Consider the following 24,055-nt stretch of genomic DNA (forward strand, 5'->3'; position numbering starts at 1 on the left):
TTTATTGCCATTTAAAATAGGGTAAGTAGAAAAAAGAGAGAAATATAAAAAGCGAAGACAAATTTTCTTGTCTTCGCTTCTTGTATTTGTGTTTCAACGTATTGATTAAAACTAGATAAAAGGGTTACAATAGTGAATATTACCCTACTTGAACTTATTGCCTTTCATTATTAATTATTTGCCTTCCGTATTTTTTCCCTTTACCCATGTGAAAAGAGAATAACGTTAAAGTGTGGTGTCTGAATGAATTTGTCAATTGCAGCATTAGAAAACATGAAATTAAAAGAGTTATACGAGCTTGCGAAAGAATTTAAGATTTCGTATTATAGCAAATTAACGAAAAAAGAGTTAATCTTCGCTATCTTAAAAGCTCGAGCAGAAAAAGAAGGTTTCTTCTTCATGGAAGGCGTATTAGAAATTATTCAATCAGAAGGATTTGGATTCCTACGTCCTATCAACTATTCTCCAAGCTCAGAAGATATTTATATCTCAGCTTCGCAAATTCGTCGTTTCGATTTACGTAATGGAGATAAGGTTTCTGGTAAAGTACGACCTCCGAAAGAAAATGAACGCTATTTTGGATTATTACAAGTTGAAGCTGTAAACGGAGATGATCCAGAGTCAGCAAAAGAGCGTGTACATTTCCCTGCATTAACACCATTATACCCAGATCGCCAAATGAAATTGGAAACGGAACCGAAAAAGTTACCGACACGCATCATGGATTTAATCGCACCAGTTGGATTTGGACAACGTGGTTTAATTGTCGCGCCTCCAAAGGCTGGTAAAACAAGTCTATTAAAAGAAATCGCACACAGTGTTACAACAAATCACCCGGAAGCTGAATTAATTGTACTTTTAATTGATGAGCGTCCAGAGGAAGTAACAGACATTGAACGTTCTGTTAAAGGAGATGTTGTAAGTTCTACTTTTGATGAAGTACCAGAAAATCATATTAAAGTAGCGGAGCTTGTGTTAGAACGTGCAATGCGTCTTGTAGAGCACAAAAAAGATGTTATCATTTTAATGGATAGTATTACCCGTTTAGCGCGAGCTTACAACCTTGTTATTCCGCCAAGTGGTAGAACATTATCGGGTGGTATCGACCCAGCTGCCTTCCATAGACCGAAGCGTTTCTTTGGAGCTGCACGTAATATTGAAGAAGGCGGTAGCTTAACGATTTTAGCAACAGCGCTTGTTGATACAGGATCTCGTATGGACGATGTAATTTACGAAGAATTTAAAGGAACTGGAAATATGGAACTTCACTTAGATCGTTCATTAGCTGAGCGTCGTATCTTCCCGGCAATTGATATTCGCCGTTCTGGTACACGTAAAGAAGATCTATTAATTCCGAAAGAACATTTAGACAAGCTATGGGGTATTCGTAAAACAATGCGTGATACACCAGACTTTGTCGAAGGTTTTTTACGTAAACTTCGTCAAACAAAGACAAATGAAGAATTTTTACAAAACATTGTTGCAGACTCGAAAAGGTATGTAACAACTAAGTAAAGGGAAAAGATTGGGACTCGCTTATTTTGTGATAAGCGAGTTTTTTATGTTTTTTAAGGGGATATTAGAGAGAGTAATATATGGGGAAAATTTTGTTTTTTGAGATAAAAATCATATTTGGGTCGAGAGCTTGAAGTGTCCTGGATTCTGAACGAGCCGCTTGTGCTTTTAACTAATATCCAGCTCCAGCGGCTAGAATGGTCGGTGGCTTCACTTCTTCCTACGAGGCAAAAAGCGCCTCTACGTCAGAAGCTCCATCCCCCTCCCATTCTGAGCGAGCCGCTTGTGCTTTTAATTGATATCCAGTTCCAGCGGCTAGCTCTTCGTGTCTAAGAACCGCTCACACTAAAGGTAAAGAGCACATTTTGTGCGAGCGAACCTTAGCCAGTCAGAGCTGAACGAGCCGCCTCCACTTTTAATTTTAAAAAGACAAAAACAGGTAGTTGCAAAATGGAGTTAGCCTTGTTATAATTTCATCATATGTGTTTCATCAATATAGTTGTGTAAGCAGCTGAAGATGAAAAACTCTGTTTCGAAAATGATTCAGGGCGGAAGGAGATGAAAAGAATGAAAGCAGGAATCCATCCAAATTACAATAAAGTTGTATTTATGGACACGAACACAGGCTTCAAATTCTTAAGCGGGTCTACTAAAGGCTCTAGCGAAACTGTTGAGTGGGAAGATGGTAACACTTATCCATTACTAAAAATTGAGATCAGTTCTGATTCTCACCCATTCTACACTGGACGTCAGAAGTTTGCTACTGCAGACGGACGTGTTGACCGCTTCAATAAGAAATACGGTATCAAGTAATAAAGAACATAAAACAGGCAAGTGTATGTATTCGCTTGTCTGTTTTTTTTGCAAAAAATATTAAACCTTTACCCTACTTTGGATTAGGAAAGTAGATGAAAGGAGAGCTCAATGTACTTAATGAATCAAAATGGTTGGATTGAAGTGATTTGCGGGAGTATGTTTTCTGGAAAATCAGAAGAGCTCATCCGCCGTATACGCCGTACACAATTTGCGAAACAACATGCGATTGTATTTAAACCATGTATTGATAATCGTTATAGTGAAGAAGATGTTGTATCACATAATGGATTGAAGGTTAAAGCAGTTCCTGTTTCAGCTTCAAAAGATATATTTAACCATGTAACAGAAGAAATGGATGTTATTGCAATCGATGAGGTACAATTTTTTGATGGGGACATTGTGGAAGTGGTGCAAGTATTGGCAAATCGTGGCTATCGTGTCATTGTAGCTGGATTAGACCAAGATTTCCGTGGTCTACCATTTGGACAAGTTCCTCAGCTGATGGCGATTGCTGAACATGTAACTAAATTGCAGGCAGTTTGTTCTGCATGCGGATCTCCTGCAAGTCGTACGCAACGTTTAATCGATGGAGAACCGGCGGCATTTGATGATCCAATTATTTTAGTTGGGGCTTCAGAATCGTATGAACCACGTTGTCGTCATTGTCATGCAGTACCTACAAAACAAAGATAAATGAAACTCGCTATGTAGAGCGGGTTTTTTTCGAAAATAGATGAAGATTGGGGCCAGCTCTTCGTATATATAGCTAAGAACCTTAGGCAGTCAGAGCTGAGCAAGCCGCCTGCGCTTTTAATATTATCTAGCTCCATTGGCTAGAATGGTCGGTGGTTTCGCTTCTTCGTGCGAGGCAAAGAACGCTTCAAGGTCGAGAGTTCCAAATAGCCTGCGATTCTGAGCAAGCCGCCTGCGCTTTTAAATATAATTTGCGTTTTTTTGATTAAGTACCATATACTATTTGTATTAGATACTAGGATGTAGAGGTGAATGGTGTGTTAGATCGTTTGCAAGCTGTAGAAGATCGTTATGAGAAGTTAAATGAATTGTTAAGTGACCCAGAGGTTATTAGCGATACAAATAAGCTTCGTGAGTATTCAAAGGAACAATCTGATATGCAGGAAACGGTAGAGGTGTACCGTGAGTATAAAGATGTTCGTGAGCAATTAAGAGATGCAAAAGCAATGTTAGAAGATAAGTTAGACGCTGATATGCGTGATATGGTAAAAGAAGAGGTTTCTGAATTAGAAGGACAAGAGAAAACATTATCAGAACGTCTGAAAATTTTACTTGTTCCAAAAGACCCTAATGATGATAAGAACGTTATCGTTGAGGTTCGTGGAGCTGCTGGTGGCGACGAGGCCGCTTTATTTGCTGGTGACTTATACCGTATGTATAGCCGTTATGCTGAGGTACAAGGTTGGAAAACTGAAATTATCGAAGCGAGCTATACAGAGTTAGGTGGATATAAAGAGATTATCTTTATGATTAACGGTAAAGGTGCTTTCGCGAAGCTGAAATTCGAGAATGGTGCTCACCGTGTACAACGTGTTCCTGAAACGGAATCTGGTGGACGTATTCATACATCTACAGCAACTGTAGCTGTATTACCAGAGGCAGAAGAAGTAGAAATTACTATTCATGAAAAAGATGTTCGTGTTGATACATTTGCTTCTAGTGGTCCTGGTGGACAAAGTGTTAATACAACAATGTCAGCGGTACGTTTAACGCATTTACCGACTGGTGTAGTTGTATCTTGTCAGGACGAGAAGTCACAAATTAAGAACAAAGAAAAAGCAATGAAAGTATTACGTGCACGTGTTTATGATAAGTTTAGACAAGAAGCGCAAGCTGAATATGATCAAAACCGTAAGCAAGCTGTTGGTACAGGTGATCGTTCAGAGCGTATTCGTACGTATAATTTCCCGCAAAACCGTGTTACAGACCATCGAATCGGTTTAACGATTCAAAAGCTAGATCAAATCTTACAAGGTAAGTTAGATGACTTCATCAATGCCTTAGTGATGGAAGATCAGGCTCAAAAGATGGAGGCAGCTGAGTAATGCGTGTCTATGAAGCCCTGAAATGGGCTTCTTCTTTTTTACAGGAAAATGGACGAGATGAAAATGCGGGAGAAATTGTCCTTTGTCATGTATTAAAGACGAATAGAACCGGGATGCTCATGAATATGCGTGAAGAAATAACTGCGGAACAAGAGAAGAGTTTTGCAGAATTTATCCACAAGCACGTAGAAGGTACTCCGATCCAGTATATGCTCGGTTATGAAATGTTTTATGGCCGATCATTCTTTGTGAATGAAGAAGTATTGATACCAAGACCGGAAACAGAGGAACTTATAGTTGGAGTGCTAGAGAGAATTAAGCGCCATTTCGGTAATGAGGAGCTTCACATAGCGGATATTGGAACAGGTAGTGGAGCGATTTCTATTACGCTTGCTTTAGAAAATACAAATCTTCATGTGTATACGGTAGATATTGCGCAGGAGTCGATTGAAGTTGCAAAAGAAAATGCAAAGACTTTAGGGGCGGATGTAACTTTCTATCACGGCGATTTACTGTCTCCGTTTTATGAAACAGGTCAGCAGTTAGATGTTGTTGTTTCCAATCCTCCGTACATACCAGAGGAAGATTGGCGTGGTCTTTCTACTGTTGTGAAGGAGCATGAGCCAAAGAGAGCGCTTGTTGGCGGTGAAGACGGATTAGATTTCTATCGCCGTTTTATGGAAGAATTGCCGAATGTGTTGCAGAAGAAAGCAATTGTGGCATTTGAAATTGGAGTAGGACAAGGTGAGGATGTAAAGGGACTGTTACAACAAGCTTTTCCACATGCTCATGTTGAGGTTGTTTTTGATATTAATGGGAAAGACCGTATGGTATTTGCAGAGATGGAGTAAGGTTCACACCTTACTCTATTTTTTTGTGGGAAAATTTATATAGATTTTGAATTTAATAGTTTAGAAAGATGAAAGTCTGTCCACACTGTTTGTAGAAGGGACGGTGGAGGAAATGAAAAAACAAGTTATTGCTTATCTTCTTCTATTATTAATTGGTGCACAGTTGCTTGTGCAGTTTGGATATATGAAAGCTGATGCGAAAGGGCCTTCAGTTATTCCGAAAGAGGCCGTTCGATTACGGATTTTAGCAAATAGTGATTCAGATAAAGATCAGGCGCTAAAGCGCAAAGTGCGTGATGAAGTAAAAGCACAAATTGATGGATGGGTAGCGGATTTAACTTCATTTGAAGAGGCGCGTAAAGTCATTCAAAGTCATATTCCAGAAATCGAAAAAACAGTGGCAAATACGTTAAAAGAAGAAGGAAGTAAAGATTCATTTCAAGTGAAATTCAGTAAGAATGTAAAGTTTCCTACAAAGGTATATGGGAATTTTATTTATCCAGCAGGGGAATATGAGGCAGTATTGATTACGATTGGGGAAGGTGAAGGGGCAAACTGGTGGTGTGTATTATTTCCACCGATGTGTTTCTTAGATTTTTCAAGTGGTACAGCTGTAAGGAAAGAAGAACATGTGGTGAAGGCTGAATCTCCTGAAGAGGAGCAGGGAAAACAATTAGATGAGGAAGTAGTAGATACACAAGAGAAAAAAGAGGGTGCGGTGAAAGAAGAGAAAGTTGTAAAGCAGGAAGTAGCAAAAAAAGTAACAGCGTCTGAAAAGAAAGTAGTAAAAAATGAAATGAAGGTAGAAGAACAACCTGTAAGTAAAGAAGAAACAAAAACTGTGGATAAAATGGAGAAACCTGTGGAACAAAAACAAGAAAAGAAAAATGAGTATGTAAAAGTAGAGGAAGAAGAAAAGCCAGAAGTTAAGTTATTTATTGTAGAAGCTTTTACATCTTTATTCTCTAAATAGTACTATTAATAGGTCCCTTCTCATATATAAAAAAGAGGAGGGATTTACTATGAAGAAGGTATATTTTGCTACGAAAGCGGATGTGGAAAGATTGCATTCTTTTTTCGGACAAGCTAATAAAAAAGATGATAAAATAAATGAGTTATACGCGCAATTTATGATTTTGGAAGAGGCGGAAGAAATACGAGCTGTCATTGGATATGAACAAAGTGAAGAAAATGCACTTATTCGTTCTTGTTTATTCACACCTAATGTGGATAAACAGACTTTCCTATATTTTTTTGAAATGTTTTTGCGGTATATGAAAGAAAAAAATATTCGACAATTGTACTTACTAACAAATCATCCACAATCTATAACAATCTTTCAGTTTTTTGACTTTATTACTATAGAGAAAGAAAACGTACCAGAGGGAATTCGACAGTTAGAACACTTTTGTAAAAATATAAAAGAGCCAAATGCAATAATACTAAATTGTCAGCTATTCACAAAGTTATCCACGGATTAATTAGGTTTATCCACATTTTGTGGATAAACCTTGTTTGTCTTTTGGATAAATCTCATAGTAAACTAAAAATAGACAAGTATTTCAGGGTAGAAAAGGACGTGGGAAAAAATGCATACAAATATGTGGGTTGTGGATAATGTTGTGGAAAGAAAAAAATATTATCCACAGTTACAAGAAGCAGCAAAATTATTAAGGGAAAACGAGGCAATTGCCTTCCCAACAGAAACGGTATATGGACTAGGTGCGAACGCGATGAATGACGAAGCAATCGCGAAAATTTTTGAAGCGAAAGGAAGACCGAGTGATAATCCACTTATTGTCCACATCGGTACAAAATCGCAATTAGATGGAATTGTGAAGGAAATCCCGCCAGTTGCAGAGAAGTTAATGGAGCATTTTTGGCCAGGCCCGTTAACAATTATTTTACCTAGAAAAGAGGGGATTTCAGAGAAGGTGACGGCAGGACTTAATACGGTTGGAGTAAGAATGCCTGATCATCCAGTAGCGCTTGCTCTTATTGAGGAGGCAAATGTACCTGTTGCGGCACCGAGTGCGAATCGTTCTGGGCGCCCAAGTCCGACGCTAGCGTCTCACGTATATGAAGATTTAAATGAGAAAATCGCAGGTATTGTAGATGGTGGTGCAACAGGAGTAGGTGTGGAATCGACTGTAATTGATTGTACAAGCGCTGTTCCAACGATATTACGTCCAGGTGGGATTACGAAAGAACAATTGGAAGCGGTGATTGGCACTGTTTCTTTAGATCCGGCTTTAAAGGACGAGAAAGAAAAACCAAAATCACCTGGAATGAAATATACACATTATGCACCGAAAGCGCCACTTAGTATTATTGAAGGGTCACGTGAGTTTATTCAGCACCTTGTGGATGAGAAAAAGGAAGAAGGATTTAAAGTAGGGGTATTAACGACAGAAGAGTATCAGCATATGTATAGCGCGGATGTTATATTATCTTGTGGTGTTCGAAGTGATTTAGCTAGCGTTGCGACTAAATTATATGATGTACTTAGAACGTTTGATGCAAGTGAAGTGGATGTTATTTTTAGCGAATCATTCCCGAATGAAGGAATAGGAAATGCAATTATGAATCGCTTAACAAAAGCGGCAGGACATCATATTATTACTGAATGATAAGGTAAGATTAGCAAACAGAATATTTCTCCTCGGATAAGCATATTGTGAAGTAGCACGTCCGAGGAGGGACATGAATGACGTTTGAACAGCTACTACCTTTAATAATTATGGCATTCGCCTTAGGAATGGATGCGTTCTCGGTGAGTCTTGGTATGGGAATGATGACCTTAAAGGTAAGACAAATCCTGTATATCGGTATGACGATAGGGATTTTTCATATTATCATGCCATTTATAGGAATGGTATTAGGTCGTTTTTTATCAGAGAAGTATGGAGATATGGCACATTTTGCAGGTGCTATTTTATTAATTGGACTAGGATTCTATATTGTATATTCCTCTATTTTGGAGAATGAAGAGACTAAAACGGCCCCTATTGGAATTAGCTTATTCGTATTTGCATTTGGCGTTAGTATAGATAGTTTTTCAGTAGGGCTTAGTCTTGGTATTTACGGAGCACAGACAATTATTACGATATTACTTTTTGGATTTGTTAGTATGTTATTAGCATGGATTGGTTTATTAATTGGTAGACATGCGAAAGATATGCTCGGTACATATGGTGAGATAGTAGGTGGTATCATTTTGGTTGGATTTGGATTATATCTCCTTTTTCCTATATAATTTTAAGGGTGAGGGCGCTATGAAAAAGTTATTGGAATGGTATATTCAATTTGTAACTTTCTTTCCTAGATGGTTACGACTGCTTATTATTTGGGGTATTATTTTGCAAATTTCAATTTTAGGTTGGATGAAGTTAATTCGCGAATGATAAAATAGTTCCTTTCTGTACATAGTTTTGTTTGTACTATACTCATTGCGCTAAAAAATTACATATATAGAAAGGATGAGATAGATGACGAGATTGAAACAAGTTTTTGGTATTATTATTAGTTTTTTTGTTTTTTGGTTTAGTATGCTCGGTGTACAAATGTTTGCTGAGTTTTTAGATATTGAGTCATTGAAGTTTGTCGCGGGAAAAACGGAGGCAGCGCGTGCTTTTTATTCTCCATACCCGTTTTTAATTGTTTTTCTTATTACATTGCTTTCCCTATACTTCTTAGTAATTAAGCTTGGGAAACCGAAAAAAGAGAAAATGCCTACTGTAGAAGAAAAGAAGGAAGAATTACAATGATAAAATCCCCTGCTATTTAGCAGGGGATTTTATGTTTAAGTGATGGAAGGAATCGAGCCGCTTCCGCTTTTAGGTATTATCCAGCTCCAGCGGCTAGAATGGTCGGTGGCTTCGCGTCTTCCTACGAGGCGAAAAGCGCCTCTACATCAGAAGCTCCAATGCCCTGCGATTCTGAGCGAGCCGCTTCCGCTTTTAGATATTATCCAGCTTCAGCGGCTAGAATCTCCGGTCATTTCGCTCTCTCGCATGAAGCAAAAAGCGCTTCAAGGTCGAGAGCTCCAATGCCCTGCGATTCTGGGCGAGCCGCTTCCGCTTTTAAACAGGCCTCACCAATTCAAATTGTTCTCCTAGTTTTGCGTAGTTGTGTCCTGCTAGGCGGCTTACTGGTTTTAGTCCTTCTGCATGAATGCGGCCATTTTCGTATAGGTGTTCTGCGACGTGGAAACGAACGACGCGTCCGATTAGTAGATCACAAGCTGGTGAGTCTTCTGTTCCACCAAGAGGGATTGCGCGTTCTAGTACGCATTCCATTCGAATATTTGCTTCTTTCACACCTGGAACAGAGATGACATCACTTTCAATTGGTGTTAGTTTTGCTAGTTCAATTTCACTCTCATTTGGTGGGAGGTTAGCTGCTGTTTCGTTAATTGCTTCTACGTAAGATTCATCAGAAATATGTACGACAAACTCACCCTTTTCGATTGCGTTTCGAGAAGTATCTTTCGGTGTTCCTGCTTTTCGTTGTACAGAAACTGAGATAAGTGGTGGATTAGCAGCGACAATATTGAAATAACTATATGGTGCCCCGTTTAATACGCCGTCTTTTGTTACAGAAGTAACGAACGCGACAGGGCGTGGAATAATACTTCCCGTTAATAATTTGTAATTATCTTTTTCCGTTTGTTCATTTGGATTAATGGATAACATGTTTAAAATCCCCTTTCTAAATATGACGACTTATTGTTTGTTTACAAGATGTTAGTGGAAAACTCCTGCTGAAAATAATATTTTTATTACATAAAAAGAACTTACTTCAACCGCAATGAAGTAAGTTCCGTCTAAATAATCTCGAGTTCAAGATAAAAATTATAATAAAACGTATGCACCAGGTCCGATTAAAGCTACCCCGATAGCAACGGCGATTAACATTAAGTTGTATTCATATCCGTTTTGGGTTACCCAGTAACCATTTTTTCCGTGAACAGTGAAGATTGCCATTAACATTGTTCCAACGATAAAAAATGAGCCGATTGCAGTGAAAATACCTGATGCGAATAAGAAACCACCTAATAATTCAGTTGCGCCAGCCATAAATGCCATGAATACGCCAGGGCGTAAACCGATTGATTCCATCCAGCCGCCTGTTCCTTTCAGGCCGTAGCCACCAAACCAACCAAATAATTTTTGAGCACCATGACCCATGAATGTAATACCTATAATAAGACGAATAATAAGAAGACCGAAATCCATCATTTTTGAAAACCTCCTAAAAGTTATTAACTTACCTTATGTAAGTAATGATAAAATAGTTACTTACTTTAGTCAAGTGGGTTTTGAAAAAAGTTTGAAAAAATTTTACAAATTAACAACAAAAAACAAAATGTAGTAAAGACCTCTAGACAAGTCGGACGAAAAAAGAGAAAATATAAGTAGAAGTTAACTTTCTTATTGTTATTCAGACAATCAGAATTGACTGGAATTTTATGAAGCGCTACAATAAGAGTCTATTAGTAATGACGTAATTTATTTCGAAAGCGTTTTTACAGTATAATATTCGAAGTATGAAGTCTTACATGTATCCCGATCTTTACTAGGGATTGCCCTATAAACTTTTAGGTAAATTATAAGGAGGACTATCCTATGTTTAAAAAATTATTCGGTCTTGGTTCAAAAACAAATGAAGAAACAATCGTAGCTCCATTAACTGGAGCAGTGAAAAATATTGAAGAAGTACCAGATCCAGTATTCGCTGGTCGTATGATGGGTGAAGGTGTTGCAATCGATCCTACTGAAGGTGTAGTTGTATCTCCAGTTGATGGTGAAATCGTACAATTATTCCACACAAAACATGCTGTAGGAATTAAAGCGAAAAACGGTACAGAAATTTTAATCCACGTTGGATTAGAAACTGTAAAAATGGAAGGCGAAGGTTTCGAAGCTCACGTTTCTGAAGGCCAAGCTGTAAAAGCGGGAGATAAATTAATCTCATTCGACTTAGACTTAATCCGTGAAAAAGCGAAAAGTACAATTACTCCAATCGTTATTACAAACACAGATGCAGCTGAGTCTATTAAAACAACTGTAGGCGTAACAGCTACAAAAGGTTCAACAGAAGTAATGAAAGTTACAATGAAATAATTATTGTATAAGAGGAATCCGTTTCGTATGAAATGGATTCCTTATTTTGTTTTGTAGTACGCTTGCTATGTATGTTAAAATACTCTAGGCACTTGGAAATAGGGTTTCACATATATGTGGATAAGGCGCATTTTTCTTAGAAAAAATATAAGAGAAATGCGCCTTTTGTATATTCACATTTCTTTTGTTCTATTCTTATGTACGCTATGATAAAGGAAAGGAAGCAGAGAAAAGAGGTGGGTTTAGATGAAACGAGTATTATTTGTTTGCACTGGAAATACATGCCGTAGCCCGATGGCTGAGGCGTTACTTCGTCATCATGGAAAAGGTAAGTTTGAAGTGCAATCTGCTGGTGTTTTCGCCTATCCTGGAAGTGATGCGTCGGTACATGCAAAGGAAGCTTTAGCGGAAAAGGGAATTGCAATCGATCATGCCGCGCAGCAGGTGAACGAAACCTTGATTGATTGGGCAGATATTGTCGTAACAATGACGGAAAACCATAAGCAAATTGTGCTTGGGCATTATCCGAGTGTTGAAAAGAAAGTAGATACATTATATGGAGTAACTGAGGGGTAACTAACTGTTACAATTTATTTAACCAATTATAATCAAAGTTAATTAAATATATCAGTAAGCCCTGCTAGTCAAGTAATTGGCTAGTAGTGAGGGTTAACTGCGGGCAATCCCTAAAGCTGATTGAACTACAACGTGGCTAGAAATAGCGAGCGTGAATGTCGCGAAAGCAGAAAAAATCAATCAGATGGTGCAAGGTTAAATCCTAAACACTAGAACAATGGGTCTTCCGCCTCGAATCATCTAAGTTAAAATGGATAAGATGAACGTTCAACGACTATCTCGTATAACTGACGAGAGTACACCACAAGCCTATGGTGGTGGAAAAATCCTCTATCTCTAAGGAGATAAACATATAGTCTGCGCTCATGTGAAAACATGAGAAGTTCATAAGAGAACTGGCTAAGGAATTGCGCCCTTAGTTGAACGAGATACATTTAATTAAATCTATCAAGTCTCATTGAATCTACCGAACCTATGCATGATGGTAAATGCATAGGGGTGAGAATAATAATGAAATTTTCACGAGTTAGTCAAGTATCAGAATTAACAGGTTTGCATCCGAGTAGTCTAAGGAGAATGCTGGTGGAACACGCTACGATTCAGAAGAACAAATCTTTCATTGTTTATCATACAAGTGCGAGAAGTATGGCATTGAGTATGTAAAAGCTGATAAATGGTTCGCCTCAAGCAAGATTTGTTCATGTTGCGGAGTGAAATACGACCATTCAGTTCAACCAGAAGGACAGTGGAGTTTAAAAATACGTGAGTGGCATTGTGCTTCATGCAATAGCCATCACGATAGGGATGTAAATGCGTCGATAAATTTATCAAGATGGGTAAAATAAATGCTTGATAATAGGAGGTAACGATACTGCCTCGTGTGGAGTGTTATACCCCTCGTCCCTTCGGGGTTGCGAGAACACGATGAAGCACTAACTCGTGTAAATTTGATTGAATTGTATAGATTTAGTTAAGTTTATCGTATCGGATAAGTAAGGATATTTCAGATCCATTTGGGGGCTCTCTCTATACTTATAAAGAAACGTTAGAAGAGATGGAAAAACTTGTACAAACTTTACTGAAAAAACATTCAGAAGGTTGATGTTTCGTGTATAATACGATATTGGAGATCACTTCGTTCCATTAAGGTAGCGAGTGAGAAATGAAGATAATGGATTGAAACTTTGGAGGGGTAAAAATGAAAGTAGTAGTAGCATCTGATCACGGCGGTATGAATATCCGTAAAGAACTTGTAAGTTTATTAGAAGAGTTAAATATTGAATATATTGATTTAGGTTGTGAATGTGAAGCTGGTTCTGTTGATTACCCTGATTTTGCGTTTCCAGCAGCGGAAATGGTAGCAAATGGCGAAGTAGATCGTGGTATTTTAGTTTGTGGGACAGGCATCGGTATGTCAATTGCGGCAAACAAAGTAAATGGTATTCGTTGTGCGTTAGTTCATGATACTTTCAGTGCGAAAGCAACAAGAGAGCATAATGATACGAACATGTTAGCAATGGGCGAGCGTGTAATTGGTGCTGGTCTAGCACGTGACATCGCAAAAATTTGGTTAACAACTGACTATGAAGGTGGCCGTCACGAAAACCGCGTAGGAAAAATTAAAACATACGAAGCAAAGTAATAGATTCTAACTAGAAGCAGTATGAAATATAATTTGGTGAACCAACCTGTGAAAGGAAGAGGCGTAATGACAGAAATCGTAAAGGTAAGAGAACAGTTACAAATGTCGCTTTCTGATTTCCAAGAACAAGCTTCATTACAAAGTGGTCAAATTTTTGTAGTGGGGTGTAGTACGAGCGAAGTGCTAGGAGAAAGAATTGGAACATCAGGAACGATGGAAGTAGCAGAGGCGATTTTTTCTGAGTTAAAACAATTTCAAGAGCAAACAGGTATTGAGTTGGCGTTTCAATGTTGTGAGCATTTAAACCGTGCTTTAGTAGTTGAGAGAGAGTTGGCGATGAAATATCAATTTGAAGTTGTAACAGTTACGCCTGTTAGATCAGCAGGTGGTGCATTAGCAACATATGCTTATCACAATTTGAAAGATCCGGTAGTAATTGAGTTTATTAAAGCAGATGCAGGAATGGATATTGGCGATACATTTATCGGTATGCATTTAAAGCATGTAGCTGTTCCGGTTCGTACAAGTGTGAAGGAAATTGGAAGTGCGCATGTAACGATGGCAACAACACGTGGAAAACTAATTGGTGGAGCACGTGCTGTTTATGCGGCGAAGGAAGAGACTATCACTTGCCGTTAAAGTTTCATTGTATCCTACGAATAAGGTATGTTGTCTGACTTTATCATAGAAGAAAGAAAAGACCGATTTTCGGTCTTTTTTTTCTTTTATGATATAGAAAGTCATGTTAGAATGTAGTTGAAAACATGAAGGTTCGAAAGAATTACAACCTGAATTTTCGTTTTTTCTGAATAAATGAGAAAAAACTATTGGGAATCGATGTAATTCGTTCAGAAAAGGGGGATTTTGGTGGATCATTTAAAACGTCAAGATGAAAAGGTATTTGCTGCAATTGAGGCAGAACTAGGAAGACAGCGTTCAAAGATTGAGTTAATTGCTTCGGAAAACTTCGTAAGTGAATCAGTAATGGAGGCACAAGGTTCTGTTTTAACGAATAAGTATGCTGAAGGATATCCTGGAAAACGTTACTATGGTGGCTGTGAGCACGTAGACGTAGTGGAAGATATCGCACGTGATCGCGCGAAAGAAATTTTTGGTGCAGAGCATGTAAATGTTCAACCACATTCTGGTGCGCAAGCGAACATGGCAGTATACTTCACAATTTTAGAGCAAGGCGATACAGTACTTGGTATGAATTTATCCCATGGTGGTCACTTAACACACGGAAGCCCTGTTAACTTCAGTGGAGTACAATATAATTTCGTAGAATATGGCGTGGATGCTGAGTCTCACCGTATTAATTACGATGATGTATTAGCAAAAGCGAAAGAACATAAACCAAAATTAATCGTTGCAGGTGCAAGTGCATATCCTCGTGTTATCGATTTCAAACGATTCCGTGAGATTGCAGATGAAGTGGGTGCATACTTTATGGTTGATATGGCACATATCGCTGGTTTAGTAGCTGCTGGTTTACATCCAAACCCAGTACCGCATGCACATTTCGTTACAACGACAACACATAAAACATTACGTGGTCCACGTGGTGGTATGATTTTATGTGAAGAGCGATTTGCAAAACAAATTGATAAATCAATCTTCCCTGGTATTCAAGGCGGTCCACTTATGCACGTAATTGCTGCAAAAGCTGTTGCGTTTGGTGAGACACTACAAGATGAGTTTAAAACATATGCACAAAATATCATTAATAATGCGAATCGCTTAGCTGAAGGTCTTCAAAAAGAAGGACTTACACTTGTTTCTGGTGGAACAGACAATCATTTAATCTTAATTGATGTTCGTAACTTAGAAATTACAGGTAAAGTAGCAGAGCACGTATTAGATGAAGTTGGTATTACAGTGAACAAAAATACAATTCCATTTGAAACAGCAAGCCCATTTGTAACAAGCGGTGTACGTATCGGTACGGCAGCTGTAACATCTCGTGGTTTCGGTTTAGAAGAAATGGATGAAATTGCATCACTTATTGCTTACACATTAAAAAATCATGAAAATGAAGTTGCATTAGAAGAAGCACGTAAGCGTGTAGAAGCGTTAACGAGCAAATTCCCAATGTACACAGACCTATAATAAATGGAAGAAGACTGCTGAGACGTAATTGTTTTGGCAGTCTTTTTTTTGGACATATATTGTTCTTTAAGTATGTATACAAATGATGAATAAATTTTGGCGATATAATGAAGGATACAGCTCCCATAATTGGTAAAGATACTAGATAGATTCATCGTAAAATCATGATTTTGCCAAATTTGCCCTTGAATATTAGTAGCGTTTTCTTTACAATCGTAAATAGTGTAAAAAAGCGTGTAAACGCATGAATATCATCTAAAGGAGAGATTCACATGGGAAAACTGTATGTATTTGATCACCCGTTAATTCAACATAAGATTACATATATTCGCGATAAGAATACAGGTACGAAAGATTTTCGTGAATTAGTGGACGAAGTAGCAAGCTTAATGGCTTTCGAAATTACTCGCGATCTTCCACTTAAAGACATTGAAATTGAAACACCTGTAAGCAAAGCGACAACAAAAGTGATCGCTGGTAAAAAACTTGGTTTAATTCCGATTTTACGTGCAGGTTTAGGAATGGTTGATGGAATTCTGAAATTAATTCCAGCAGCAAAAGTAGGACACGTTGGTTTATACCGTGACCCTAAAACATTGCAACCGGTAGAATACTATGTGAAACTTCCAACGGATGTAGAAGAACGTGACTTTATCGTACTAGATCCGATGCTAGCAACAGGTGGTTCTGCAGCTGAAGCAATTAATTCTCTGAAAAAGCGCGGTGCAAAACAAATCAAATTAATGTGTATCGTTGCAGCTCCAGAAGGAGTAAAAGTAGTACAAGAAGAACATCCTGATGTTGATATTTATGTAGCAGCATTAGATGAGAAATTAAATGACCACGGATATGTAGTACCAGGTCTTGGTGATGCTGGTGACCGTTTATTCGGAACGAAGTAAGACAACTGACGAGAGGGATTCCCCTCTCGTTTTTTTATGTCTCGATTAGGTAGGGGAGGGGGGATAAATATACATAGTATATACAACATAAGTTGCATACACTTCACATATAATATAGAAGTCTTACGTCTAAAGAGCACTATATTATGGAAGGAAAGCGTTATATCTTAAAAATATAATAGTGACAAACTTGTGAACATTCTCTTCTATTATAAAGAGAAAACTGTTAGAAATTGCATATCTCTAACCAGTATTTAGAAGGGGAACGTTTTCATTTTTGGGAGGAAATGACTAATACTCAAATTTTTTGATTTTTTACGATTTCTCGTTGACACTGTTAATACCCTATTGTATGCTAACAACGGGGATAGATGGTAGGGCTTTCAGTGACAAAAATACATCTATTCCGTGACGAAAATGTAAACTTTTTATTTTGTATAGGATTTATGCAAAAAAATGAGTTATTATTAACACATCGTGAATGAGGGTTACATATTGGAGGGATGAATCCTTGCAAAAAAACGATCGCAGCCATATAAAAGCTTATGCTTTAATGTCAGGTATTCTTGCTCAGTTAGTCGGTTCTATTCTTGTTGGAATCTTTGGTGGGCAGTGGATTGATAATAAGGTTGGAACGTTTCCATTGTTTCTTATTATAGGGTTATTACTTGGATTAGGAACAGGGGTATACGCAATGATTCGACTCATTCGACATTACTATTCGGGAGAGCAATGATGATAGACGTACATGGACTTGTCCAAAGACAAAAGAAATATATGTACTACTTGCTTGCGCTTCTAGTGCTAGGATGGGGATTCACCTCTTACAAGGATGTGTTTCTTGGGCTGATTATCGGAACGATTTTCAGTTTTCTTAGTTTGCGCATCATTGCACGTAGAACAGACAAGCTGTTGGATCGCGTAACAAATGGAGAAAACGTGAAGTTTAAAGCAACAGCGGTAAGTACATATTCGAGATTCGCCACGATTGGGTTATTAATTTTATTTGCAGCCAAATATCAAGAGTTAATTGCGATGTGGGGCTTAGGTGTGGGATTGCTGACAGGATACCTTGTCATGATCATAGATTTTCTTTATTTAGAGTATAAGAGCAGGGAAGAGAGGTGAATTACTAGTGGAACACGGTAGATTAGTTGAATTTCTAGGTTTAACGTTCGATTTGTCATCAGTTATGATGGTTACTGTAGCAGCAGTTATTGTTTTCTTAATCGCTGTTATCGGAACTCGCAGCTTAGCTCTTCGCCCAACAGGAATGCAAAATTTCATGGAATGGGTGTTTGACTTCGTGAAAGGGATTATCAATAGTACGATGGACTGGAAAACAGGTGGACGTTTCTTAACGCTTGGCGTTACGCTTATCATGTTTATCATCGTATCGAACTTCCTTGGTTTACCATTCATGTATTCAACAGTTGAGGCTGGCGAACATATTGCATGGTGGAGATCACCAACGTCTGATCCAGCAGTTACATTAACATTAGCCGTGATGGTAGTTACCCTCACCCATTATTATGGAATTAAGATGAAGGGTACGAAAGAATACGTTAAAGGTTATTTCCAACCGATGAAATTCTTATTCCCATTAAAGGTTATTGAGGAGTTTGCTAACACATTAACGTTAGGTCTTCGTTTATTCGGTAACATTTATGCAGGTGAGATTTTATTAGGATTACTTGCTAAGTTAGGCGGGGCATCATTCCTTGGAGCATTGGGTGCGCTTGTACCAATGTTAGCATGGATGGGATTCAGCGTATTCGTTGGATCAATCCAGTCATTTATTTTCGTTATGTTAACGATGGTTTATATGGCTCATAAAGTCAGTCATGACCATTAATATAATTTAAGTAAGAAAAAAATTATTTTTTTATAATACAAAGGAGGACAAATTAAATGAGTTTAGGTGTAATCGCAGCTGCAATTGCAATTGGTTTATCAGCATTAGGTGCAGGTATTGGTAACGGTCTTATCGTATCACGTACAATCGAAGGTGTTGCTCGTCAACCAGAATTAAAAGGCGCACTTCAAACAATTATGTTCATCGGGGTTGCTTTAGTTGAGGCACTTCCAATCATCGGTGTAGTTATTGCTTTCATCGTAATGAACAAATAAGGGAGACTCCCCTTACATAGATGGCGAAGAGTGTTTTTCCGAACTTTCTTCGCCATTGCTTTATGAATGAAACGTATGTCTTTTTTTTTCATATGATCAATTTAGATATTTTGAAGGGAGTGAATCCTTGTGCCAACTTTATTATTAGGGGCTGCCATTCCATTTGGAACGATTGCTTATACATTGTTCATTTTCTTACTTCTATTAGTAATGCTACGCAAATTTGCGTGGGGTCCTTTAATGGGAATTATGAAAGAACGTGAAGAGCATGTTACTAATGAAATCGACGCTGCAGAAAGAAGTAACGCTGAAGCGAAGAAGTTAGTAGAAGAACAACGTGAAATGTTAAAACAATCACGTGTTGAAGCACAAGAGTTAATCGAAAGAGCGAAAAAACAAGCTGTAGATCAAAAAGATGTTATTGTTGCTGCTGGGAAAGAAGAAGCAGAATCAATTAAAGCATCTGCTGTACAAGAAATTCAACGCGAAAAAGAGCAAGCGATTGCTGCTTTACAAGAACAAGTTGCTTCTTTATCTGTTCAAATTGCTTCTAAAGTAATTGAAAAAGAATTAAAAGAAGAAGATCAAGTGAAGTTAATTCGCGATTATATTAAAGAAGTAGGAGAAGCGCGATGAGCAATGGGATTGTAGCAAAACGTTATGCTGTCGCTCTTTTTAAAATTGCTAAAGAAAAACACGTATTAGAAATGTTTGAAGAGGAATTACGCCTTGTACAAAACGTTTATGTAAAGAACGGAGAACTACATAGCTTTTTAACGCAACCGAACATTTCAAAGGAACAAAAGAAAACGTTTCTTGCAAACGTATTCGGATCTGTTTCTGAATCTATTTTAAATACGTTATATATTTTAATTGATAACAAACGCATTGATATTTTACCTGAAATTGCAGATGAATATGTTGTTCTTGCTAATGAAGAACGTAACGTAGCGGACGCAACTGTATATTCTACTCGTCTTCTATCAGAAGAAGAGAAGCTTAACATTGCAGAAGCATTTGCAAAGAGAACGGGAAGAGATGCAATTCGCGTGAAAAATGTTGTAGATGAAGATTTACTAGGCGGCATTAAAGTACGTATTGGAAATCGCATTTATGACGGAAGTTTACAAGGCAAATTAGCACGTATTCAACGTGAATTAATGAAGAATAGATAGGGGTGAAGCACATGAGCATCAGAGCTGAGGAAATTAGCGCACTGATAAAGCAACAAATCGAGAACTATCAGTCTGAAATCGAAGTTAGTGATGTTGGTACAGTTATCCAAGTTGGTGACGGTATCGCGCGTGCTCATGGTCTTGATAACGTTATGGCTGGTGAACTTGTAGAGTTCTCTAACGGCGTTATGGGACTAGCACAAAACTTAGAAGAAAACAACGTAGGTATTATTATCTTAGGACCTTACACAGAAATCCGTGAAGGTGACGAAGTTCGTCGTACTGGTCGCATCATGCAAGTACCAGTAGGAAAAGAACTAATCGGTCGTGTTGTAAACCCATTAGGTCAACCAGTTGATGGTTTAGGCCCAATCAATACAACAAACACTCGTCCAATCGAAAGTCCAGCACCAGGTGTAATGGATCGTAAATCTGTTCATGAACCACTTCAAACAGGTATTAAAGCGATCGATGCTCTTGTACCAATTGGCCGTGGACAACGTGAGTTAATCATCGGTGACCGCCAAACAGGTAAAACAGCAGTTGCACTTGATACAATCATTAACCAAAAAGATGAAGATATGATTTGTATCTATGTAGCTATCGGACAAAAAGAATCAACTGTACGTAACGTAGTAGAAACACTACGTAAGCACGGTGCATTAGAGTACACAATCGTTGTAACTGCATCTGCTTCTCAACCAGCTCCATTATTATACTTAGCTCCTTATGCTGGTGTAACAATGGGTGAAGAGTTCATGTACAATGGTAAACACGTATTAGTAGTATATGATGACTTATCAAAACAAGCAGCGGCTTACCGTGAGCTGTCATTACTATTACGTCGTCCTCCAGGTCGTGAAGCTTATCCAGGGGATGTATTCTACTTACATTCTCGCTTATTAGAGCGTGCAGCAAAATTAAGTGATGCAAGAGGCGGCGGTTCTTTAACTGCACTACCTTTCATCGAAACACAAGCAGGGGACGTATCAGCATACATCCCAACAAACGTAATCTCTATTACGGATGGACAAATCTTCTTACAATCTGACCTATTCTTCTCTGGCGTACGTCCAGCGATCGATGCGGGTACTTCTGTATCTCGTGTTGGTGGATCTGCTCAGATTAAAGCGATGAGTAAAGTATCAGGTACACTTCGTCTTGACCTTGCATCTTACCGTGAGTTAGAAGCGTTCGCTCAGTTCGGTTCTGACCTTGATAAAGCAACTCAAGCGAAACTAAACCGTGGTGCTCGTACTGTTGAGGTATTAAAACAAGGATTACACAAACCGTTACGTGTAGAGAAACAAGTTATCATTCTTTACGCTTTAACACGTGGATTCCTAGATGATATCCCAGTAGTAGATATCACTCGTTTCGAAGAAGAATTCCATGCTTGGTTAGATTCTAATGCGACTGACTTATTAGAAGAAATCCGCACAACTAAGAAACTTGCGGATGACGACAAATTTGCAGCAGCAATTAACGGATTTAAAAAAGTATTCGTAGCTTCTGAGTAATAAATAAAAGCTCCAGGGGCTCGTTCAAGCCGCTGGAGTTAGATAATATATAAAGGCATCTCAATTTTTGAGATTGCTGACGGTTATGTAAAGGAAAAGAGTAGGTGCACCTATTCTTTTCCTTCAATCATGAGCAAGAATATCTTGCAACGTAGATTAGGAAGAGGATTCTTACTAATCGTGCCAACTTCCGGAAAAAAGGTGGTGAAAACCTGTGGCATCTTTACGCGATATAAAAGCGAAGATTACCTCGACAAAGAAAACGAGTCAAATTACGAAAGCGATGGAGATGGTATCTGCATCTAAGTTAAACCGTGCAGAGCAAAATGCTAAATCTTTCGTTCCGTATATGGAAAAGATTCAAGAAGTAGTAGCGAGCATTGCGCAAGGAAGCAAAGGAATTAATCATCCAATGCTAAATGCGCGTCCTGTAAAGCGTACAGGATACATCGTTATTACATCGGATCGCGGACTAGCAGGTGGTTATAACAGTAACGTATTACGTACAGTTAGTAACGTAATTCGTGAACGTCATAATATGGATTCAAACCAATATTCTATTATTGTGCTTGGACGACTAGGACGTGATTATTTAAAACGTCGCGGCTTTAACATCATTGATGAAGTAGTTGGACTATCTGACCATCCATCATTTACTGATATTAAAGATCTTGCTTCTCGAGCAATTGCGATGTTTGCAGATGGAGCTTATGATGAGCTGTATATTTACTACAACCACTATGTAAGTAAAATTTCACAAGAAGTAACGGAAAATAAAATTTTACCGCTTACTGATGTGGCGTCTGATAAAAAGACGACAGCTTATGAATTCGAACCTTCTGAAGAAGAAATTTTAAAAGTACTATTGCCACAATACGCAGAAAGCTTAGTGTACGGTGCATTACTAGACGGTAAAGCAAGTGAACACGCAGCGCGTATGACAGCAATGAAGAGTGCTACAGACAACGCAATGGAAGTTATCGATTCACTTACACTTTCATTCAACCGTGCGCGTCAAGCAGCGATTACGCAAGAGATTACGGAAATCGTTGGTGGAGCAGCAGCGTTAGAATAGTATTAAAAAGCGTAGGCGGCTCTTTCAAAAGAGTCGCGTAAGCATAAACCAATAAAAAATTAAAAGCTAACTGCTCGTAGCGAGTTGGCTAATTAAAAGAAAGCTAGGAGGGAACCCGATGAATAAAGGGCGCGTTACGCAAATCATGGGTCCGGTTGTAGACGTTAAGTTTGATGGCGGAAAGCTACCAGAAATCTACAACGCCCTTACGGTAAAACAAAGCAACGAAAACGGAGCAAGCATTAACTTAACATTTGAAGTTGCACTTCATTTAGGTGATGATACAGTTCGTACAGTTGCAATGTCTTCCACAGATGGACTTGTTCGTGGCACAGAAGTAGAAGATACTGGTAAAGCAATCTCTGTACCAGTTGGTGATGTAACACTTGGTCGCGTATTTAACGTATTAGGTGATGCAATTGACTTAGATGGTGAAGTTCCAGCCGATGTACATCGTGATCCAATTCACCGTCAAGCACCTGCATTCGAAGAATTATCTACTAAAGTAGAAATTCTTGAAACTGGTATTAAAGTAGTAGACTTACTTGCTCCTTACATCAAGGGTGGTAAGATCGGTCTATTCGGCGGTGCCGGCGTAGGTAAAACGGTATTAATTCAGGAATTAATTAACAACATCGCACAAGAACACGGTGGTATCTCTGTATTCGCTGGTGTAGGTGAGCGTACTCGTGAGGGTAATGACTTATACCACGAAATGAGCGATTCTGGCGTAATTAAGAAAACTGCGATGGTATTCGGACAAATGAACGAGCCACCTGGAGCACGTCAACGTGTTGCATTAACAGGTTTAACAATGGCTGAACATTTCCGTGATGAGCAAGGACAAGACGTACTATTGTTCATCGATAACATCTTCCGTTTCACGCAAGCAGGTTCTGAAGTATCTGCCCTTCTTGGTCGTATGCCATCTGCGGTAGGTTACCAACCAACTCTTGCGACAGAAATGGGTCAATTACAAGAGCGTATTACATCTACAAATAAAGGGTCTATCACGTCTATCCAAGCGGTATATGTACCAGCCGATGACTATACGGATCCAGCACCAGCTACAACGTTCGCTCACTTAGATGCAACAACAAACTTAGAGCGTCGTTTAACACAAATGGGTATTTACCCAGCCGTAGATCCATTAGCATCTACATCTCGTGCACTTTCTCCAGAAATCGTAGGAGAAGAGCATTATGAAGTAGCTCGTCAAGTACAGCAAACTTTACAGCGTTATAAAGAGCTTCAAGACATCATCGCTATCTTAGGTATGGATGAGTTATCTGAAGAAGATAAGTTAGTTGTACATCGTGCTCGTCGTATTCAATTCTTCTTATCTCAAAACTTCCACGTAGCTGAGCAGTTTACAGGTCAAAAAGGTTCTTACGTACCTGTAAAAAATACAGTTAGTGGTTTCAAAGAAATTCTAGAAGGAAAATATGATGACCTTCCAGAAGATGCATTCCGCTTAGTTGGTGGCATTGAAGAAGTTATTGAAAACGCGAAGAAAATGATGGCGTAAGGCCTTAGGAGGG

General features: G+C 38.5%; 29 protein-coding genes and 3 pseudogenes. 30 read left to right on the top strand and 2 right to left on the bottom strand.

Annotation, left to right across the window (positions count from 1 at the left end):
- The first annotated feature begins 243 nt into the window (after window positions 1-243).
- The 11 genes from rho to QCI44_RS00850 all read left to right on the top strand — a co-directional run bounded on the left by rho (window position 244) and on the right by QCI44_RS00850 (window position 9,027).
- Window positions 244-1,515 (top strand): transcription termination factor Rho, encoded by a 1,272-nt coding sequence (rho, locus tag QCI44_RS00800; RefSeq protein ID WP_001053898.1) that lies wholly within the window; start codon window positions 244-246, stop codon window positions 1,513-1,515.
- Between the two features lie 567 nt (window positions 1,516-2,082).
- Window positions 2,083-2,328 carry a type B 50S ribosomal protein L31 gene (locus QCI44_RS00805; RefSeq protein WP_000643447.1) on the top strand — a complete coding sequence of 82 codons (246 nt, stop codon included), beginning with the start codon at window positions 2,083-2,085 and terminating at the stop codon, window positions 2,326-2,328.
- 111 nt (window positions 2,329-2,439) lie between these two features.
- Window positions 2,440-3,024: a thymidine kinase gene (locus tag QCI44_RS00810; RefSeq protein ID WP_000281086.1), complete on the top strand. Its 585-nt coding sequence runs from the start codon at window positions 2,440-2,442 to the stop codon at window positions 3,022-3,024.
- Window positions 3,025-3,341: 317 nt separating this feature from the next.
- Window positions 3,342-4,409: a peptide chain release factor 1 gene (gene prfA / locus QCI44_RS00815; RefSeq protein ID WP_016085462.1), complete on the top strand. Its 1,068-nt coding sequence runs from the start codon at window positions 3,342-3,344 to the stop codon at window positions 4,407-4,409.
- On the top strand, window positions 4,409-5,260 hold the full coding sequence (gene prmC / locus QCI44_RS00820; protein WP_016136096.1) for a peptide chain release factor N(5)-glutamine methyltransferase: 852 nt from the start codon (window positions 4,409-4,411) through the stop codon (window positions 5,258-5,260). The genes prfA and prmC overlap by 1 nt, the downstream gene beginning before the upstream one ends.
- A 112-nt stretch (window positions 5,261-5,372) precedes the next feature.
- Window positions 5,373-6,233 (top strand): stage II sporulation protein R, encoded by an 861-nt coding sequence (gene spoIIR, locus QCI44_RS00825; protein WP_016136095.1) that lies wholly within the window; start codon window positions 5,373-5,375, stop codon window positions 6,231-6,233.
- Between the two features lie 49 nt (window positions 6,234-6,282).
- On the top strand, window positions 6,283-6,741 hold the full coding sequence (locus QCI44_RS00830; protein WP_016085465.1) for a GNAT family N-acetyltransferase: 459 nt from the start codon (window positions 6,283-6,285) through the stop codon (window positions 6,739-6,741).
- 108 nt (window positions 6,742-6,849) lie between these two features.
- Entirely contained in the window at window positions 6,850-7,890 is a 1,041-nt protein-coding gene (locus QCI44_RS00835) for an L-threonylcarbamoyladenylate synthase (RefSeq protein ID WP_016136094.1), read from the top strand.
- Between the two features lie 77 nt (window positions 7,891-7,967).
- Window positions 7,968-8,516: a manganese efflux pump MntP gene (locus tag QCI44_RS00840; RefSeq protein WP_016136093.1), complete on the top strand. Its 549-nt coding sequence runs from the start codon at window positions 7,968-7,970 to the stop codon at window positions 8,514-8,516.
- 19 nt (window positions 8,517-8,535) lie between these two features.
- Entirely contained in the window at window positions 8,536-8,664 is a 129-nt protein-coding gene (locus QCI44_RS00845; RefSeq protein WP_255290081.1) for a hypothetical protein, read from the top strand.
- Window positions 8,665-8,748: 84 nt separating this feature from the next.
- On the top strand, window positions 8,749-9,027 hold the full coding sequence (locus QCI44_RS00850) for a DUF3935 domain-containing protein (protein ID WP_016136092.1): 279 nt from the start codon (window positions 8,749-8,751) through the stop codon (window positions 9,025-9,027).
- 315 nt (window positions 9,028-9,342) lie between these two features.
- On the opposite strand, the gene QCI44_RS00855 is transcribed toward QCI44_RS00850, so the two are convergent.
- Entirely contained in the window at window positions 9,343-9,954 is a 612-nt protein-coding gene (locus QCI44_RS00855) for a flavin reductase family protein (RefSeq protein WP_016136091.1), read from the bottom strand.
- A gap of 159 nt (window positions 9,955-10,113) precedes the next feature.
- The gene (locus tag QCI44_RS00860; protein WP_016136090.1) at window positions 10,114-10,500 is read right to left on the bottom strand and encodes a DoxX family protein; all 387 of its coding nucleotides are present in this window, start codon (window positions 10,498-10,500) and stop codon (window positions 10,114-10,116) included.
- A 387-nt stretch (window positions 10,501-10,887) separates the two neighbouring features.
- On the opposite strand from QCI44_RS00860, the gene QCI44_RS00865 reads away from it, so the two are divergent.
- The 19 genes and pseudogenes from QCI44_RS00865 (at window position 10,888) to atpD (ending at window position 24,042) form a co-directional block, all read left to right on the top strand.
- The gene (locus tag QCI44_RS00865; RefSeq protein WP_016085471.1) at window positions 10,888-11,385 is read left to right on the top strand and encodes a PTS sugar transporter subunit IIA; all 498 of its coding nucleotides are present in this window, start codon (window positions 10,888-10,890) and stop codon (window positions 11,383-11,385) included.
- A gap of 246 nt (window positions 11,386-11,631) precedes the next feature.
- Window positions 11,632-11,958, top strand: a pseudogene (locus QCI44_RS00870) (low molecular weight protein arginine phosphatase); the annotation flags it as partial.
- A 513-nt stretch (window positions 11,959-12,471) separates the two neighbouring features.
- Window positions 12,472-12,624 carry a hypothetical protein gene (locus tag QCI44_RS00875; RefSeq protein WP_179197212.1) on the top strand — a complete coding sequence of 51 codons (153 nt, stop codon included), beginning with the start codon at window positions 12,472-12,474 and terminating at the stop codon, window positions 12,622-12,624.
- Window positions 12,576-12,806 (top strand): annotated as a pseudogene (locus tag QCI44_RS00880) (zinc ribbon domain-containing protein); the annotation flags it as partial. The gene QCI44_RS00875 and the pseudogene QCI44_RS00880, both read left to right, overlap by 49 nt.
- Before the next feature lie 131 nt (window positions 12,807-12,937).
- Window positions 12,938-13,063: pseudogene (locus tag QCI44_RS00885) on the top strand (low molecular weight protein arginine phosphatase); the annotation flags it as partial.
- 96 nt (window positions 13,064-13,159) lie between these two features.
- A complete protein-coding gene (rpiB, locus tag QCI44_RS00890) occupies window positions 13,160-13,603 on the top strand; it encodes a ribose 5-phosphate isomerase B (RefSeq protein ID WP_016085473.1) in 444 nt (147 codons plus the stop codon).
- A gap of 21 nt (window positions 13,604-13,624) precedes the next feature.
- A complete protein-coding gene (locus tag QCI44_RS00895; RefSeq protein WP_016136088.1) occupies window positions 13,625-14,242 on the top strand; it encodes a TIGR01440 family protein in 618 nt (205 codons plus the stop codon).
- Between the two features lie 228 nt (window positions 14,243-14,470).
- Window positions 14,471-15,712, top strand: a complete 1,242-nt coding sequence (gene glyA, locus QCI44_RS00900; protein ID WP_016085475.1) for a serine hydroxymethyltransferase — start codon at window positions 14,471-14,473, stop codon at window positions 15,710-15,712.
- A 272-nt stretch (window positions 15,713-15,984) separates the two neighbouring features.
- Entirely contained in the window at window positions 15,985-16,614 is a 630-nt protein-coding gene (gene upp / locus QCI44_RS00905) for a uracil phosphoribosyltransferase (RefSeq protein ID WP_000517539.1), read from the top strand.
- A 371-nt stretch (window positions 16,615-16,985) separates the two neighbouring features.
- Window positions 16,986-17,099 (top strand): DUF4024 domain-containing protein, encoded by a 114-nt coding sequence (locus QCI44_RS00910; protein ID WP_000232961.1) that lies wholly within the window; start codon window positions 16,986-16,988, stop codon window positions 17,097-17,099.
- Between the two features lie 26 nt (window positions 17,100-17,125).
- Window positions 17,126-17,350 (top strand): AtpZ/AtpI family protein, encoded by a 225-nt coding sequence (locus tag QCI44_RS00915; RefSeq protein WP_001171223.1) that lies wholly within the window; start codon window positions 17,126-17,128, stop codon window positions 17,348-17,350.
- Window positions 17,350-17,742 carry an ATP synthase subunit I gene (locus tag QCI44_RS00920; RefSeq protein WP_000567600.1) on the top strand — a complete coding sequence of 131 codons (393 nt, stop codon included), beginning with the start codon at window positions 17,350-17,352 and terminating at the stop codon, window positions 17,740-17,742. Before QCI44_RS00915 ends, QCI44_RS00920 begins: the two co-directional genes overlap by 1 nt.
- A 7-nt stretch (window positions 17,743-17,749) precedes the next feature.
- The gene (atpB, locus tag QCI44_RS00925; RefSeq protein WP_016085476.1) at window positions 17,750-18,469 is read left to right on the top strand and encodes a F0F1 ATP synthase subunit A; all 720 of its coding nucleotides are present in this window, start codon (window positions 17,750-17,752) and stop codon (window positions 18,467-18,469) included.
- 56 nt (window positions 18,470-18,525) lie between these two features.
- Entirely contained in the window at window positions 18,526-18,744 is a 219-nt protein-coding gene (atpE, locus tag QCI44_RS00930; RefSeq protein ID WP_000052064.1) for a F0F1 ATP synthase subunit C, read from the top strand.
- A 129-nt stretch (window positions 18,745-18,873) separates the two neighbouring features.
- The gene (atpF, locus tag QCI44_RS00935) at window positions 18,874-19,380 is read left to right on the top strand and encodes a F0F1 ATP synthase subunit B (RefSeq protein WP_353810968.1); all 507 of its coding nucleotides are present in this window, start codon (window positions 18,874-18,876) and stop codon (window positions 19,378-19,380) included.
- The gene (gene atpH, locus QCI44_RS00940; RefSeq protein WP_016085477.1) at window positions 19,377-19,919 is read left to right on the top strand and encodes a F0F1 ATP synthase subunit delta; all 543 of its coding nucleotides are present in this window, start codon (window positions 19,377-19,379) and stop codon (window positions 19,917-19,919) included. Before atpF ends, atpH begins: the two co-directional genes overlap by 4 nt.
- 11 nt (window positions 19,920-19,930) lie before the next feature.
- Window positions 19,931-21,439 carry a F0F1 ATP synthase subunit alpha gene (gene atpA, locus QCI44_RS00945; protein WP_000027521.1) on the top strand — a complete coding sequence of 503 codons (1,509 nt, stop codon included), beginning with the start codon at window positions 19,931-19,933 and terminating at the stop codon, window positions 21,437-21,439.
- A gap of 214 nt (window positions 21,440-21,653) precedes the next feature.
- Window positions 21,654-22,514, top strand: a complete 861-nt coding sequence (gene atpG / locus QCI44_RS00950) for a F0F1 ATP synthase subunit gamma (protein ID WP_016085478.1) — start codon at window positions 21,654-21,656, stop codon at window positions 22,512-22,514.
- 118 nt (window positions 22,515-22,632) lie between these two features.
- Window positions 22,633-24,042 (top strand): F0F1 ATP synthase subunit beta, encoded by a 1,410-nt coding sequence (gene atpD, locus QCI44_RS00955; RefSeq protein WP_016085479.1) that lies wholly within the window; start codon window positions 22,633-22,635, stop codon window positions 24,040-24,042.
- Window positions 24,043-24,055 lie beyond the last annotated feature (13 nt).

This window comes from Bacillus cereus group sp. RP37 (assembly GCF_040459695.1).
GTDB lineage: Bacteria > Bacillota > Bacilli > Bacillales > Bacillaceae_G > Bacillus_A.

Bases quoted from the DNA above. Each gene is read 5' to 3' on its own strand.
- rho (WP_001053898.1), top strand. From the start codon at position 244: ATGAATTTGTCAATTGCAGCATTAGAAAACATGAAATTAAAAGAGTTA.
- QCI44_RS00805 (WP_000643447.1), top strand. From the start codon at position 2,083: ATGAAAGCAGGAATCCATCCAAATTACAATAAAGTTGTATTTATGGAC.
- QCI44_RS00810 (WP_000281086.1), top strand. From the start codon at position 2,440: ATGTACTTAATGAATCAAAATGGTTGGATTGAAGTGATTTGCGGGAGT.
- prmC (WP_016136096.1), top strand. From the start codon at position 4,409: ATGCGTGTCTATGAAGCCCTGAAATGGGCTTCTTCTTTTTTACAGGAA.
- spoIIR (WP_016136095.1), top strand. From the start codon at position 5,373: ATGAAAAAACAAGTTATTGCTTATCTTCTTCTATTATTAATTGGTGCA.
- QCI44_RS00830 (WP_016085465.1), top strand. From the start codon at position 6,283: ATGAAGAAGGTATATTTTGCTACGAAAGCGGATGTGGAAAGATTGCAT.
- QCI44_RS00835 (WP_016136094.1), top strand. From the start codon at position 6,850: ATGCATACAAATATGTGGGTTGTGGATAATGTTGTGGAAAGAAAAAAA.
- QCI44_RS00840 (WP_016136093.1), top strand. From the start codon at position 7,968: ATGACGTTTGAACAGCTACTACCTTTAATAATTATGGCATTCGCCTTA.
- QCI44_RS00845 (WP_255290081.1), top strand. From the start codon at position 8,536: ATGAAAAAGTTATTGGAATGGTATATTCAATTTGTAACTTTCTTTCCT.
- QCI44_RS00850 (WP_016136092.1), top strand. From the start codon at position 8,749: ATGACGAGATTGAAACAAGTTTTTGGTATTATTATTAGTTTTTTTGTT.
- QCI44_RS00855 (WP_016136091.1), bottom strand. From the start codon at position 9,954: ATGTTATCCATTAATCCAAATGAACAAACGGAAAAAGATAATTACAAA.
- QCI44_RS00860 (WP_016136090.1), bottom strand. From the start codon at position 10,500: ATGATGGATTTCGGTCTTCTTATTATTCGTCTTATTATAGGTATTACA.
- QCI44_RS00865 (WP_016085471.1), top strand. From the start codon at position 10,888: ATGTTTAAAAAATTATTCGGTCTTGGTTCAAAAACAAATGAAGAAACA.
- QCI44_RS00875 (WP_179197212.1), top strand. From the start codon at position 12,472: ATGAAATTTTCACGAGTTAGTCAAGTATCAGAATTAACAGGTTTGCAT.
- rpiB (WP_016085473.1), top strand. From the start codon at position 13,160: ATGAAAGTAGTAGTAGCATCTGATCACGGCGGTATGAATATCCGTAAA.
- QCI44_RS00895 (WP_016136088.1), top strand. From the start codon at position 13,625: ATGAAATATAATTTGGTGAACCAACCTGTGAAAGGAAGAGGCGTAATG.
- upp (WP_000517539.1), top strand. From the start codon at position 15,985: ATGGGAAAACTGTATGTATTTGATCACCCGTTAATTCAACATAAGATT.
- QCI44_RS00910 (WP_000232961.1), top strand. From the start codon at position 16,986: ATGGTAGGGCTTTCAGTGACAAAAATACATCTATTCCGTGACGAAAAT.
- QCI44_RS00920 (WP_000567600.1), top strand. From the start codon at position 17,350: ATGATAGACGTACATGGACTTGTCCAAAGACAAAAGAAATATATGTAC.
- atpE (WP_000052064.1), top strand. From the start codon at position 18,526: ATGAGTTTAGGTGTAATCGCAGCTGCAATTGCAATTGGTTTATCAGCA.
- atpH (WP_016085477.1), top strand. From the start codon at position 19,377: ATGAGCAATGGGATTGTAGCAAAACGTTATGCTGTCGCTCTTTTTAAA.
- atpA (WP_000027521.1), top strand. From the start codon at position 19,931: ATGAGCATCAGAGCTGAGGAAATTAGCGCACTGATAAAGCAACAAATC.
- atpD (WP_016085479.1), top strand. From the start codon at position 22,633: ATGAATAAAGGGCGCGTTACGCAAATCATGGGTCCGGTTGTAGACGTT.